Origin of the sequence: Loigolactobacillus coryniformis subsp. coryniformis KCTC 3167 = DSM 20001, from assembly GCF_002706425.1 — a bacterium.
GTDB lineage: Bacteria > Bacillota > Bacilli > Lactobacillales > Lactobacillaceae > Loigolactobacillus > Loigolactobacillus coryniformis.
Genome location: NZ_CP017713.1, coordinates 1,565,968 through 1,580,975 on the forward strand (window position 1 = coordinate 1,565,968; position 15,008 = coordinate 1,580,975).

Genomic DNA, 15,008 nt, shown 5'->3' on the forward strand with positions numbered 1-15,008 from the left:
GCTTCTTTGTCACTGAAGCCTAAAACAAGTATAATTAGAAGCATATTGAGAACTTATGAAAGCGAGGTGGCTTAAATGTCATTTGATGGCGTCTTTACCCATACAATGGTGAATGAATTGTCACCCTTACTCACTGGTGCACGCTTAAGTCGTATCAGTCAGCCATATCCCAATGAACTGATTATTACTGTTCGGGCTAATCGGCATAATTATCCGCTGCTACTTTCAGCACATCCGAGCTATGCACGCTTGCAAATTACTGAAATTCCCTTTGTTAATCCAGAAAAACCGACTAATTTTACCATGACTTTGCGGAAATATTTGGATGGCGCAATTCTTAAATCGATCAAGCAAATCGATAATGATCGTGTCGTTCACCTGACCTTTACCGCACGAAATGAAATTGGTGATCAAGAGAGCTTAGTATTGATTATCGAAATGATGGGTCGCCATAGTAACATTGTTTTAGTTAATCAGGCAGATCAGCGGATCATTGATACGATTCGCCACGTTGCTCATGATCAAAACCGCTACCGACTTTTGCTACCTGGGGCCACCTACATTGCCCCACCGCAGCAAAATGAAGCTGATCCATTTACTGCGACAGAACCGTTGTACCGCACGATGCCAGCAACACCAGATATTTTTGCGCAAGCTAAGGCTTTACAGCAGACTTACCAAGGTTTTGGTTTTGATACAGCGCTTGAGCTGGCCACACGCTTAGCACAAGCCACTGATCAGGATCAAGCTTGGCACGATTTTTTCCAGACGCTGGATCAAGCTCCTCAGCCAACGATTACTCATGATCCGACTAAGAAACAGTTGCAATTCTCCCCTGCGCATTTATAAGTCAGCATGGTACGCGCACAAACTACGCGAGCTTAAGCGAGTTATTAGATCATTTTTATCGGGATAAAGCGCAATTAGATCGTGTACATCAACAAGGCAGCGACCTTATTCGGCTGGTACAAAATGAATTAAAGAAAAATAAGAAAAAATATCGCAAACTTGAACAAACTTTAGCGGCTTCCGAAAAGGCGGACACTTATCGAATCAAAGGCGAAATTTTGACTACCTACTTGCATAAAGTTGAGCGCGGCATGACTGAAGTCACATTGCCTAACTTTTACGCTGATGAAGCGCCAATTAAGATCAGCCTGGCTAATCAATTATCGCCTTCTAAGAATGCACAAAAGTATTTTACTAAGTATCAAAAGTTAAAGAACTCAGTCCACTACGTTAACGAGCAACTCGCAGCAACTCAGCAAGAAATTGATTACTTTCAAGGTATTTTGACGCAAATTGATTTAGCTGCACCGAAAGACTTACAAGATATTCAAGCTGAATTACGCCAACAAGGTTATTTACGGACGAAGAGCAAACAAAAAAAGCAGCGGCCTAAATTAAGTCAGCCAGAAACTTTTTATGCCAGTGATGGCACAAAGATTTTAGTGGGTAAAAATAACTTACAAAACGACCGATTAACGTTAAAAACAGCGCGTAAAACGGATATTTGGTTGCACGCTAAGGATATCCCAGGATCACACGTGATCATTACCAGTGCTGAACCAAGTGAACAAACTTTGGTTGAAGCGGCTAATCTAGCGGCTTATTATTCTAAAGCACGTTTATCCGCAACTGTACCCGTCGATACCGTTGCCGTTAAAAAGATCCATAAACCTAATGGAGCAAAACCTGGCTTTGTGATCTATACCGGCCAAAAAACGATCACAGTCACACCTGATGAACAACTCGTACAAAAATTAAGTCAACAACCATAAAAAGAGTGGAAATCTCAACAGATTTCCACTCTTTTTATTTACCCCAATGTTCTGGATCACGTCGCCATTGATGTAGCAACTCACGATTTTTAGCATCGATCGAACCTGAATCAATCGCCGTTTCAACCAGCGCCGTATAATTAGTTAAGGTATAAAAAGGAATACCAGCTTGCGCAAAATTAGTTGTACTAGCAGCTAATTCATAGCTGAAGATGCCGCAAACACCTAATACTATTGCCCCCTCATTTTGTGCGGCAGTCACCGCTTTTAGCACACTACCGCCAGTTGAGATCAAATCATCGATCACAACTACCTTCGCACCAGCGGCTAATTGACCTTCAATTTGGCGTCCCTGACCATGATCCTTTGGTTTAGAGCGTACATAGATCATTGGTAACTCAAGTTCAGCGGCAACCCACGCTGCATGCGGGATCCCGGCAGTTGCTGTACCAGCGATCACTTCAGCTGCTGGAAAATGCTGTTTGATCAATTCAGCTAAGCCAATTGCAATATGTTTGCGGACTACAGGATAACTGATCGTCAAGCGATTATCTGTATAAATAGGACTTTTGATGCCGCTGGCCCAAGTAAAGGGCTGTTCAGGTCGCAGCGTTACCGCCTTGATGGTGAGTAAATCAGTTGCGATTTTGGTTGCCTTATCTTGATTATTGCTGGTCATGAGCTGCCTCCCAAAGTTGTTTGATCTGCCGATAAGCGCTAACTGGATCTGCTGCTTGCGTGATCGGTCGGCCGACTACCAAACGATCACTGCCGTAAGTTGCTGCCGCTGTCGGGGTAACAACTCGTTGCTGATCATCGGTTCGATTAGTTGCCAAACGGATTCCTGGTGTGATGCAGAGAAAATCAGGACTAGTCGCCTGCTTGATTTGTTGCGCTTCTAGCGCGGAACAAACCACCCCAGCTAATCCAGCCTGTTGAGTCAGCTGGGCTGAATGCGTCACACTATTAATCAGTGAGGTGTTGACTAATTGTTCTTGCTGCATTTGCTGTTCACTAGTTGAAGTGAGCTGCGTCACTGCAATCAATTGCGGCGGTAATTTACCAGCTGGTGTACCCGCGATTAGCCCTGCTTGTGCTGCCTGCATCATAGCCACTCCACCGGCAGCATGAACATTGGTTAAGCGCACACCAAGACCAGCCAGCACCTTCATACTCTGTTCTACTGTATGGGGGATGTCATGTAACTTGAGATCCAAGAAAACATCGTGACCCGCAGCAACTAAGAAACGTACAATATCTGGTCCTGCACTATAGAATAGCTCCATACCTACTTTAGCGTATAAACGCATTTCCTGTGGAAATTGAGCTAAAAAAGTTTTAACAGCCGCCTGATCCGGAAAATCTAACGCAATAATAGGTCGACTCATACCGAGGTCACCGCCATTTCCGTGATCAAATCAGTTAGCGTTTTGATCTGATAACGATCCATTACATCAGGTAACGCCTTAATAATCTCTGGGCAAGCTTGCGGATTGCTAAAATTAGCAGTCCCAACGGCAATAGCACTAGCACCAGCCATCATTAATTCTAGAACATCTTCTGCAGTCATAACGCCACCCATGCCGATAATCGGCAATTGGGAAATCTGATGAACTTGATTGATCAAACGCACAGCAACTGGTTTGATTGCGGGGCCAGAAAGACCACCGGTGCGATTACCTAAAAGCGGTTGCCGTGTTTTTAAATCGATCTGCATACCAACCAGCGTATTGATCATAGTAAAGCCATCAGCACCCGCGTCTTCAACGGCACGCGCAATCACACGAATGTCAGTCACATTAGGTGATAACTTAACGTAAACTGGGACTTTACTAACCGCTTTACAAGCCTTAGTTAAGGCATAGGCTGATTTAGGATCGGTACCAAATTCCAATCCGCCATGGGCAACGTTAGGACAAGAAATATTTAATTCAATGGCTTTAACGTTTGGTGCTGTGCTAATTTGGCGACAAACTTCCACGTAGTCACTTTCCGTTGAACCAGCAACATTGGCGATCACCGGTAATTCAGGGTAACGTTCAGCCAGCCAAGGCAACTTATCAGCCATAATTGCGTCAACACCTGGGTTCTGTAGACCAATTGCATTCAACATACCACTGGTTGTTTCTGCTACCCGTGGGGTTGGATTACCGGCACGTGGTTGTAAGGTTGCCGCCTTAACGATGATTGCCCCTAATTGATCAAGATCATAAAATTCGGCGTAGCGCTGGCCAAAGCCAAAGCAACCACTCGCAGGCATGATTGGATTTTTCAAATTTAATCCGGGTAATTCTACAGCTAAACGATTCATTAAATTTCTACCTCCCCGGTTGCAAATACTGGCCCATCGTCGCAGACCTTATACAGTTTGGTACTATTTTGTGCCGGTACAACACAGGCGTAACATTCACCTACACCGCAAGCCATGCGACTTTCCAAAGAGATATAAGCATGTGGGTGCGTGCGGTAACGGTTATTGACTGCCATCAACAAGCCACGTGGCCCACAGGCATAGACCGCATCAAATTCTGTAGTCGCAAATTCTGCATCCAGCAGTAAACCAATGTGACCGTGAAACCCATATGAACCATCGTCGGTTGCATAATGGACGGTACCAAGCTCGCGAAATTCTTTTTCATAAAAAATCTGCTCGCGGTGCCCAAAGCCAATTGCGTGGGTCACAGTCACCCCTTGTGTTACTAATTGACGTGACAGAGCATACAAAGGTGGAATACCAGTGCCGCCACCAATGATCAATGCTCGCTGACCCGCATGTAAAAAGTCGGTTGGAAAACCATGACCTAATGGGCCGATCGTATCCAGTTGTGCCCCGCTAGCGATATGACTAAGCACGGTTGTACCCTGCCCCACTGTACGATAGATCAACCGTAATTGACTTGTTGCCGGGTCAATTTGTGCGATTCCAAATGGTCGCCGCAACAATAGCCGGTCATCAGGTATTTTCACATCAACAAACTGGCCTGCCGTAGTTGTCGCCTTAGCCATCGCACCTTTTAAGGTCAGTTCAAACACATCCGCAGTTAATTGGCGTTGCTTAATCACCTTTAACTTTTCCTGTTGCATGGCCACAATCCCCTTTGTATTTAAATTAGAGTGGTAACGTTGTAAAGGCACGTGATTCTAGAACTCTTAGAATCGCGTTAGCCGTATCTAAGGAAGTAAACAGTGGAATGCCTTGTTCAATTGCCGTTTGCCGAATTTGAAAGCCATCGGAAGCCACATCACGATCTGCATCCATTGTATTGATCACAACTTGCACATGGCCGCTATTTAATAACTGTAAAATACCTTGTTCAGCGTTATCTTTGATTTTGGCCACGGTACTCGTCTTGATTTCAGCGGCACTGAAATAATCAGCCGTCCCGGCAGTCGCAATGACACGATAACCAATTTCACGGAAACGTTTAGCTAAATCGGCAGCTTCGGCTTTATCTTTATCCGCAATGGTAAACAGAACCGTACCAAAATCCGGTAAATGTAATTTACAAGCTTCGAAAGCCTTGTATAGGGCCTTTTCCATGGTAGTATCGCTACCCATGACTTCCCCAGTTGATTTCATTTCTGGACCTAGCAAACTATCCACATTATCTAATTTAGAGAACGAGAAGACCGGCGCTTTAACGTGTACTAGTTTCCCCTCGGGATACAAGCCAGCTTGGTAGCCTAGTTCAGTCAAGGTGGTGCCCAAAATCACTTGTGTAGCCACTTGAGCCATGGGAATACCCGTTACTTTGCTCAAAAATGGCACCGTGCGGCTGGCACGCGGATTAACTTCCAGCACATAAACCTGTTCCTGATGAATAATAAATTGGATATTCATCATACCGATACACTTTAAAGCCACCGCTAACTTTTGTGCGGCACTAACGATCTGCGCTTTAACGTCCGCTGACAGCGACTGTGGCGGATAAACAGCCATCGAATCCCCAGAGTGGACGCCTGCACGTTCAATGTGTTCCATAATACCGGGTAACAGCACTTGCTGACCATCAGAAATTACATCAACTTCACATTCTTTACCAACTAAATATTGATCGATCAAAACGGGATGGTCGTTGGAAACTTTAACGGCATCACGCATATAGACTTCTAAATCAGCCTGATTTTCAACGATCTCCATGGCTCGGCCACCTAAAACATAACTTGGTCGAATTAAAACGGGATAGCCAATCTGGGCCGCAATAGTAACTGCAGCAGCTTCAGTCGTTGCGGTTGCGCCAACGGGCTGCGGAATCGCTAAATCCTTGATCACTTGGTCGAACTCATCACGATCTTCCGCCCGGTTCAAATCAGCCACACTAGTACCTAGAATTTTTACTCCAGCAGCGGCTAAAGGAGCCGCTAAATTAATAGCAGTTTGCCCACCAAACTGGACAATAACGCCTTCTGGTTGTTCTAATTCAATCACGTTCATAACATCTTCAAATGTTAGCGGCTCAAAATATAATTTATCCGCGATCGTAAAATCAGTTGAGACGGTTTCCGGATTATTGTTCATAATAATCGCTTCATAACCGGCTTTTTGAATTGCCTTGACTGAATGTACCGTAGCATAATCAAACTCAACGCCTTGACCGATACGAATCGGGCCGGAACCGATAACTAGTACTGACGGTTTCTTTGTGACTTGGCTTTCGTTTTCTTCTTCAAATGTGCCGTAATAATACGGTGTCTGCGATTCAAATTCTGCAGCACAAGTGTCAACCATTTTATAAACTGGCCAGATATTGGCCTCACGCCGCATTTTACGCAATTGATCGACCGGTAACTGCCATAACTGGCTAATTTTTTCATCAGTAAAGCCATTACGTTTGGCCTGCTCTAAAACCGTCAAATCGCCTTTTTGCGCCGCCAATTGCTGTTCAAGCTCAATGATGTGTAATAACTTATCTAGGAAGAAAATATCGATCTTAGTCAATTCATTTAATTCTTCTAAGCTATAATTACACCGTAATGCTTCGGCGAGATAGAACAAGCGATCATCTTGGGGATGAACTAATTTATCAGTTAATTCAGCGTCACTAACTTGCGCTAATTCTGGTAACTCAAGGTGTAGCGTACCAATTTCTAATGAGCGCACAGCCTTTAAGATTGATTCTTCAAAGTTACGTCCGATTGCCATAACTTCGCCAGTCGCCTTCATTTGCGTACCTAAACGACGCTCACCCTTGGCAAATTTATCGAATGGCCAGCGCGGAATTTTGGTAACAACATAGTCCAAAGTAGGTTCAAACTCTGCGTACGTGGTCCCGGTAATTGGATTCATGATCTCGTCTAGCGTTAAACCAACCGCAATTTTTGAAGCAATTTTGGCGATTGGATAACCAGTCGCTTTAGAAGCTAACGCCGATGAACGCGAAACACGGGGATTAACTTCAATTATGTAGTATTGGAAACTATTAGGATCCAAGGCTAATTGAACGTTACAGCCACCTTCGATTTTTAGCGCGCGAATAATTTTTAATGAAGCGTCACGTAGCATTTGATTTTCTTTGTCTGAAAGTGTTTGAACTGGCGCTGTGACGATCGAATCACCAGTATGAATCCCAACTGGATCAACATTTTCCATATTGCAGACAACCAAGGCATTATCAGCAGCGTCACGCATGACCTCGTATTCAATTTCCTTAAAACCAGCGATACTTTTTTCGATCAAAGCTTGGGTGATCGGTGATAACTTCAATGCATTTGTGGCGATTTCAACTAATTCATTTTCGTTATCACACATACCACCGCCAGTACCACCCATGGTAAAAGCCGGCCGGACAATTACTGGAAAGCCGATTTTTTTGGCAAAATCAACCGCCGCCGCAACGGTGTTGACACTAGTTGAAGCTGGAATTGGTTCGTTTAACTGTTGCATCAGATTTTTAAACAATTCCCGATCTTCAGCTTGATCGATGGCATTAAGTTTCGTGCCTAACAGTTGAATATTTAATTCTTCTAAAATTCCGGCTGTAGACAACTCCATTGCCATGTTTAATCCTTGTTGTCCCCCCAGCGTTGGCAAAATTGCGTCAGGCAATTCTTTGCGTAAGATACGGGTCACAAACTCAATTGTTAATGGTTCGATATAAACTTGATCAGCAATTTCTGTATCAGTCATGATCGTTGCTGGATTGGAATTGACTAAAACAACCTGGTAGCCTTCTTCTTTTAAAGCTAAACAAGCCTGCGTGCCGGAATAATCGAATTCCGCTGCTTGGCCGATGATGATTGGTCCGGAACCGATCACCAATATTTTATGAATATCTGTGCGTTTAGGCAATGTACTGACTCCCCTTTAATCTAATCTGCGCGTTTGTTTATCCTAACTTAAGCTATTTAGGATAAACAGCGTCGGAAAAGCTACTTTTCAACCTGCTCTAAGCACGTTTAGCAAATGCATCGATCATTTCCATAAATTCATCGAATAAATGTGTTGCGTCGTGTGGCCCTGGCGTTGCATCAGGATGGAATTGAACGGAGAAGGCTGGATAGTTACGATGACGTAACCCCTCGATTGTCTGATCATTGATCTCCATGTGCGTGACCAAGAGATTTGCTTGTTCGACCGTGGCTGGATCAACGGTATAGCCATGGTTTTGCGAAGTGAAATCAATTCGTCCAGTGGCAATTTCACGAACTGGATGATTAAAGCCACGATGACCAAATTTCATTTTATAGGTATCCGCACCATTAGCTAAGGCAAATAGCTGATGACCTAAACAAATACCAAATAGCGGAATTTTACCTTGAATGCCCCGAATCATATCTAAGGCTTCGGGAACATCTTTCGGATCACCAGGGCCATTACTTAATAAAACACCATCTGGCGCTAAGTCGAGAATTTCTGCGGCTGTTGTATTGTACGGCAAAACTGTTAGGTTACAGTTACGCTTAGATAATTCACGCAATACACTGTGCTTCAATCCAAAATCGATCACCACGACGTTACGACCAGTGGCCGGGCTAGGATATGGTTTCGTAGTTGAAACTTGCTGCACCTGATTCTTAGGCATAACTAAGGCATTCAATTGGTCAAAAGCATGATCATCAACTGTATCGACAATACTGGCCTTCATGGTTCCTGCGGTTCGTAGCCGCCGCGTTAATCGTCGCGTGTCAACACCACTAATGCCAGGAATATGTTTTCGTTTTAAAAACTCGTCTAATGACATTTGATTACGCCAATTGCTGGCCCGACGCGCAACTTCACGTACAACTACCCCTTTACAGGTAGGGGCAATCGATTCATAATCATCACGATTAATGCCATAATTACCAATCAGCGGATAAGTAAAGGTGATAATTTGACCATTATAGGATTGATCAGTGATCGTTTCTTGATAACCAGTCATACCAGTGTTAAAGACCACTTCGCCAGTGGTTGTCAATGGTGCGCCAAAGCCTTCACCGGCAAAAACCGAGCCATCCTCTAATATTAAGTAACGTTTCATTTTGTTCCGCCTCTCTGGTAAGCAATTTGACCCGCGACAAATGTATAAACAGTTTCGCCGCAAACCTGGGTGTCAATAAACGGCGTATTATGCCCCTTAGACAACAAGCTGGCCGCAGTAATCTGGTAAGGATGATCAAGATCAAATACTGCAATGTCGGCTGGTTGTCCTACGCTTAATTGACCACTAGTTGCCAATTGAAAAATTTGTGCTGGCTTTTGACTGAGCCAATTAATCAGTTGTTTTAAAGTGAAAATTCGTGTTTTAACGAAGTTAGTATACAACAGGCTAAAGGCCATTTCACTACCAATAATACCAAATGGTGCTTGCCGCATGCTCTGCTGCTTTTCCGCATCACTATGGGGTGCATGATCAGTCGCAATACAATCGATTGTTCCATCCAATAAGCCAATGATCAATGCTTGCCGATCATGTTCACTGCGCAATGGTGGATTCATTTTGTAGTTACCGTCGTCGGCTGGAATATCTTGATCACTCAACAATAAATGGTGTGGTGTGACTTCACAAGTCACATTGACACCTGCCTGTTTGGCGTCGCGAATCAGCTGAACAGATTCAGCAGTCGAGACATGACAAACGTGATAATGAACGCCGGTAGCCTGAGCTAGCGCTAAATCACGTGCTAGCTGGGCCGTCTCCACCGTGTTACTAATACCAGGTAACCCCAGTTGTTCGGCTCGTGTGCCGGCATTCATGACCCCTCCGTGAATAAGACTGTCATCTTCTACATGAGCCGCTAAAGGTAAACCGACTTTAGCAGCCGCACGCATAGCCTGTTCCATGGTAGCTGTATTTTGAATGCCAGAACCATCATTGGAAAAAGCAAATGCCCCTGCCGCCTTTAAGGCTGGAAAATCAACCAACTGTCCGCCAGTCCGCTCAGTTGTGATTGTCGCGTACTGACCGATATGGACCACACCTTCAGCACGGTTACGCTGAACCATGGTTTGCACTTGTTGCACATTGTCAGGCACTGGTGTGACATTGGGCATTGCCCCAATAAAGGTAAAGCCACCGTGCGCAGCGGCTAGGCTACCCGTTCTGATCGTTTCCTTATAAGTTTGTCCAGGATCACGTAAATGAACGTGTAAATCAACTAAACCTGGACTAACAAAATTGCCCTGTAAATCGAGCGTCGTTGCTGCTGCCGCGGTTAAATCATTACCTAGTGCCGCAATTTTACCGTCTGTGATCAACAAATCGCATATTTGTAAGTGATCATTGATCAACAAACGGCCATTTTTCAATAAATAATCCATTTTAGGCTAGTCCCCCTAGACGGTTACCCCGCAGTACGCTTTCAATCATTGCCATACGTATGAAAACACCGTTACGCATCTGTTCGACAAATTTTGAGCGGGGACTCTCAACTAAATCACTGGCTAATTCAACACCGCGATTGATCGGGCCGGGATGCATGATGATTGCTTCTGGTTTCATGCGCGCGGCCCGCGCTAAGGTCAAGCCATATTGTTGATGGTAAGCCGCTTGATCAAAGGTCGAATCGTCGTTGTGGCGTTCGTGCTGTACCCGTAACATCATCATAACGTCAACTTGTTCAACTAACTCATCAATTGGTAAATACTGCCCAAACTGATCAAATTGATTATCATACCAGGCTTCTGGTCCAGAAAAATAAACCTGTGCGCCTAATTTTTGTAAAACTTCCATATTCGAACGTGCGACCCGCGAATGGTTCAGATCACCGACAATGGCCACCTTTAAGCCAGCAAAACCACCAAAAGTTTCGCTGATAGTCATCATATCGAGTAAACTCTGCGAAGGATGTTCTCCACTACCGTCACCGGCGTTGATCAAAGCAACTGGTAGCGCTGGTTGGTGCAACAATTCTTGGTAGTAAGCATCTTGTGAATGGCGGATCACTAGCAGACGAACACCAACTGCGGCTAACGTCAAACAAGTATCATACAACGTTTCACCTTTACTAACTGAGCTGGCTTGTGGATTGAAATCAACAACTGACAGCCCTAAGCGCCGCTCAGCAATTTCAAAACTAGTATGGGTCCGTGTGCTATTTTCAAAAAACAGATTAGCCGCATAAACGGGTTCAGTTAGTTCTAATTCAGTCCCGTGTTTAAATTCTTCTGCCCGATGAATTAGGGCTTCAACTGTTCTGACATCCAGATCACGCATTGAAACTAAAGCTGGTTGGCAAGTTAAAGGTTCTGCAATCATAGTATTTTCCTCCGTTCTAATCTTCGTTACGTGCCTGTTTAGGTAAAACTAAGTTTAAGAAGATGCCTAGTAAAGTAGCCAGCGCCACACCCGTTAATTGGAACTGTCCGAGTTGTAAGTATGCCCCACCGATACCGATGACTAAAATCGTGGCGGCGATCATTAAATTGCGCTTTTCGTCGAAATCGATTTTGTGTTCGATCAAGATCCGTAAGCCATTAGCGGCAATGACCCCAAAAAGTAGGAAACTAATGCCGCCGATCACTGGGCTCGGGATACTCATGATCAAAGCACTCAGTTTACCGACAAAGCCGAAGACGACAGCTAAGATGGCCGCACCAACTAGAACAAAGACACTGTGAACTTTAGTAATGGCAAGAACACCAATGTTTTCACCGTAACTCGTAACTGGGGGACCGCCGATAAAACCAGCAACGATCGAAGCTAACCCGTCACCAGAAAGTGTCCGGTGTAAGCCAGGATCCTTGAAGAAGTCACGGCCAGTTAATTGATCCAAAACCATGATGTGCCCCATATGCTCAGTCATCGTAACAAAGGCGATCGGTGCCATACCAAGGATCGCGCCCCAGTAAAAGCCTGGTTGGTAATTGACAAATGGTACTTCAAATGCAGGCAAAGCAATCCAAGCAGCATGCATTACTGGCGCAAAGTTGACTAAGCCAAAGGCCACGGCTACTAGATACCCGCCGACGATCCCTAACAAGATCGGGATCAGGCTGAAAAAACCTTTGAGAAACATATTGAGGAACACGGTCAAGCCTAAAGTGATCAATGCGACAATGAAGAATTTGATATCATAATGGCTGTTGTTCATCATCGCGTCATTAGCGGCACTCCCAGCTAGAGAGAGCCCGATTACCATGACCACTGGACCAACGACGATCGGCGGTAACACTTTATCGATCCAAGCGGAACCGATGCGACTGATGATCAACGCAACGATCAGGTAAACGACCCCGACGGCGATACTGCCTTGGGCGATAGCCGGATAGCCTTGCGTTTTCATTAAAGCCTGCATGGCGACAATGAAGGCAAAACTTGAGCCTAAGTACGCCGGAATCTTACCTTTAGTCATTAAAATATAGATGATCGTGCCGATCCCCGAACTGAGAATGGCGATCCCAGGATTTAAACCGACTAGGATCGGGACTAAAACGGTCGAGCCGAACATGGCGAATAAATGTTGCAGTGATAAGCCAAACCATTGTAGCGGTGCTGGTCTATCGCCGATATCTAAAATTGCATTACTTTTTTTCTGTTGTTCTTGCATGATGTAACCCCCTGTTCCACAAATGTGGAAGTTTTTATCTGCGGCAGCGCTGATAAATGGCTGTAAAAAAAAACGCGCATGATTTACTTAGCTGTCAGCAAGCAAAATGCGCGTTTTATGGGTATACAAAGTGACCCACTAAACTATTTTGCTCTCTCTGGAGACAATTAAATCGTTTTTGGTTGATCCAATTTTTGAATAAAGATACTGTCGCGTTGGTCAATTTCTTCCACCGCAACTTTGATTTGTTCGTGTAATGAAGTCGGAATGTTTTTACCCACAAAGTCAGCCCGAATCGGTAATTCACGATGACCACGATCGACTAGGACGGCTAATGAGATCTTCTTTGGCCGACCAATGTTCATCAAAGCGTCCATAGCGGCACGAACCGTCCGGCCAGTGAATAAAACATCATCGATCAGGATGACATGTTGATCTTCAATGGACACGGGGATATCAGAACCATTTAAGGTTGGTTCTTCCTTGCCTGGTTCATGCAGATCGTCGCGGTATAACGTAATATCAAGCTCTCCAACGGGCACCGTCAAGCCTTCTAATTGTTTCATCCGTTCAGCGATTCGTCGAGCCAAATAGATTCCCCGCGTCTTAATGCCAACTAAAACTAAATCGTCAGTGCCTTTACTCTGTTCAATGATTTCGTACGTGATTCGCGTTAGGGCACGCTTCATCGTCACACTGTCAACGACTTCTTTATCCATGCTAGGTTCCACCTTTCTGCATAAAAAAATCCCCTTGCCCGCGGCGGCAAGAGGATTTACTAAATTAGATTAGACTTTCCCTAATTTAAAAGATCACCTTACTAGCCTCACGGGACTAACTTTAAAGGATTCCGTATTTGTTTTTCATTGATATAAGCATACTTAAATTAATACTATCTGTCAACCTGTTTTCGCAAAGTTGCTAAGGTTTGTTCAAAAATCGACGGTAATGGTGTTGTAAAGGTCATCTGTTCACCGGTTCGTGGATGCTTAAACCCTAACAATGCTGCGTGCAAAAATTGACCATGCCCTTTTAATGTTTTTTTAGGTCCATAAAGCGGATCACCAGCAACTGGATGCCCGATATACTTCATATGCACGCGAATCTGGTGTGTACGGCCAGTTTCCAGAATACATTTGATCAGCGTATATTCATTAAAGCGTTCTAACACTTCAAAATGTGTCACCGCATGTTTACCGCCAGCAACAACGGCTTGTTTCTTCCGATCATTTTTAGCACGGGCAATTGGGGCATCAATGGTACCTTTATCTTCTTTAATCACCCCATGCACCAGCGCTAAATATTCACGCTGCGACGTTTTTGCCTGTAATTGCGCGGCTAAACTGATATGTGCTTGATCATTTTTAGCCACCATCAGTAAACCAGAAGTATCTTTGTCGATTCGATGAACGATACCCGGCCGAATCACCCCATTGATCGTGGATAGCGGGCTGTGATACAACAACGCATTGACCAGCGTATCTTGGGGATGCCCTGGTGCCGGATGAACGACCATACCTTGAGGTTTATTAACAACTAAGACATCATCATCTTCATAGACAATATCTAAGGGAATGTTCTGTGGTTGCACATCTAGAGCGGCAGGAGCTGGTATGCTGACGGTAATTTGATCACCGGCCGCCACCGCGTATTTTGCTTTTTCTAGCTGCCCATTGACTTGAACATGCTCGGTTTTGATCAGTTGTTGAACCTGCGCCCGTGATAATTCTTCAAAATGACTGCTGATCACTTTATCTAAGCGACCATTTTCAGTAGTCACAGTCAACGTTAAATTTTCTTCTTGCATACTTACCCTTTCTCATCTGCGAAAAATATCAAATAAACAAACACTAAAATAACACCAACAGTTAAAGCACTATCCGCAAGATTAAAAATTGGGAAGTTGATAAAATCCAATTGAAACATGTCAACGACATAGCCCAAGCGTAACCGATCGATAAAATTACCTAGTGCACCTGCAATCATGAACGTTAAGCCTAATGCGTAAATGCGGTGTTGTCGCCGAGCTTTATAAAGCAAGTAACCTAACACCAGAATGACGATCGGCGTTAAAAGCATAAAAAATAATTGCTTCCCTTGAAGAATGCTCCAGGCTGCACCATCATTACGCAAATAAGTCAGCGAAAATAAATTAGGAATCAACGTTTGGACTTGTTGTAACGCGAGATTGGTCGTGATCCAGTATTTTAGTAATTGATCGCAACCCACGATCACCACTAACAGAATTAAATAAAGCAA

The 15,008-nt window shown here is 44.3% G+C and carries 12 protein-coding genes and 1 pseudogene; 1 reads left to right on the forward strand and 12 read right to left on the reverse strand.

Features of this window, described 5'->3' with window-relative positions; translation table 11 throughout:
* Nucleotides 1–75 precede the first annotated feature (75 nt).
* Nucleotides 76–1,781, forward strand: a pseudogene (locus LC20001_RS07680) (NFACT RNA binding domain-containing protein).
* Nucleotides 1,782–1,815: 34 nt separating this feature from the next.
* Here LC20001_RS07680 and pyrE read toward each other — a convergent pair.
* From pyrE to lspA, 12 genes are all read right to left on the reverse strand, one after another.
* The gene (gene pyrE, locus LC20001_RS07685) at nucleotides 1,816–2,460 is read right to left on the reverse strand and encodes an orotate phosphoribosyltransferase (RefSeq protein WP_010009938.1); all 645 of its coding nucleotides are present in this window, start codon (nucleotides 2,458–2,460) and stop codon (nucleotides 1,816–1,818) included.
* Nucleotides 2,447–3,169 carry an orotidine-5'-phosphate decarboxylase gene (pyrF, locus tag LC20001_RS07690; protein WP_010009937.1) on the reverse strand — a complete coding sequence of 241 codons (723 nt, stop codon included), beginning with the start codon at nucleotides 3,167–3,169 and terminating at the stop codon, nucleotides 2,447–2,449. Before pyrF ends, pyrE begins: the two co-directional genes overlap by 14 nt.
* A complete protein-coding gene (locus LC20001_RS07695) occupies nucleotides 3,166–4,092 on the reverse strand; it encodes a dihydroorotate dehydrogenase (RefSeq protein WP_003679096.1) in 927 nt (308 codons plus the stop codon). Before LC20001_RS07695 ends, pyrF begins: the two co-directional genes overlap by 4 nt.
* Nucleotides 4,092–4,871 (reverse strand): dihydroorotate dehydrogenase electron transfer subunit, encoded by a 780-nt coding sequence (locus tag LC20001_RS07700; protein ID WP_099267195.1) that lies wholly within the window; start codon nucleotides 4,869–4,871, stop codon nucleotides 4,092–4,094. Before LC20001_RS07700 ends, LC20001_RS07695 begins: the two co-directional genes overlap by 1 nt.
* Before the next feature lie 19 nt (nucleotides 4,872–4,890).
* The gene (gene carB / locus LC20001_RS07705) at nucleotides 4,891–8,070 is read right to left on the reverse strand and encodes a carbamoyl-phosphate synthase large subunit (RefSeq protein WP_010009930.1); all 3,180 of its coding nucleotides are present in this window, start codon (nucleotides 8,068–8,070) and stop codon (nucleotides 4,891–4,893) included.
* Between the two features lie 97 nt (nucleotides 8,071–8,167).
* Entirely contained in the window at nucleotides 8,168–9,241 is a 1,074-nt protein-coding gene (locus LC20001_RS07710; RefSeq protein ID WP_003679102.1) for a carbamoyl phosphate synthase small subunit, read from the reverse strand.
* Nucleotides 9,238–10,521, reverse strand: a complete 1,284-nt coding sequence (locus LC20001_RS07715) for a dihydroorotase (protein WP_003679104.1) — start codon at nucleotides 10,519–10,521, stop codon at nucleotides 9,238–9,240. Before LC20001_RS07715 ends, LC20001_RS07710 begins: the two co-directional genes overlap by 4 nt.
* A gap of 1 nt (nucleotide 10,522) precedes the next feature.
* The gene (locus LC20001_RS07720; RefSeq protein WP_010009928.1) at nucleotides 10,523–11,458 is read right to left on the reverse strand and encodes an aspartate carbamoyltransferase catalytic subunit; all 936 of its coding nucleotides are present in this window, start codon (nucleotides 11,456–11,458) and stop codon (nucleotides 10,523–10,525) included.
* 16 nt (nucleotides 11,459–11,474) lie between these two features.
* Nucleotides 11,475–12,749, reverse strand: coding sequence for a uracil-xanthine permease family protein (locus tag LC20001_RS07725; RefSeq protein ID WP_010009927.1), 1,275 nt, complete (start codon nucleotides 12,747–12,749; stop codon nucleotides 11,475–11,477).
* 167 nt (nucleotides 12,750–12,916) lie between these two features.
* The gene (pyrR, locus tag LC20001_RS07730) at nucleotides 12,917–13,468 is read right to left on the reverse strand and encodes a bifunctional pyr operon transcriptional regulator/uracil phosphoribosyltransferase PyrR (protein ID WP_003679110.1); all 552 of its coding nucleotides are present in this window, start codon (nucleotides 13,466–13,468) and stop codon (nucleotides 12,917–12,919) included.
* A gap of 173 nt (nucleotides 13,469–13,641) precedes the next feature.
* Entirely contained in the window at nucleotides 13,642–14,556 is a 915-nt protein-coding gene (locus LC20001_RS07735; RefSeq protein WP_010009926.1) for an RluA family pseudouridine synthase, read from the reverse strand.
* A gap of 2 nt (nucleotides 14,557–14,558) precedes the next feature.
* Nucleotides 14,559–15,008, reverse strand: coding sequence for a signal peptidase II (gene lspA / locus LC20001_RS07740; protein WP_010009925.1), 450 nt, complete (start codon nucleotides 15,006–15,008; stop codon nucleotides 14,559–14,561).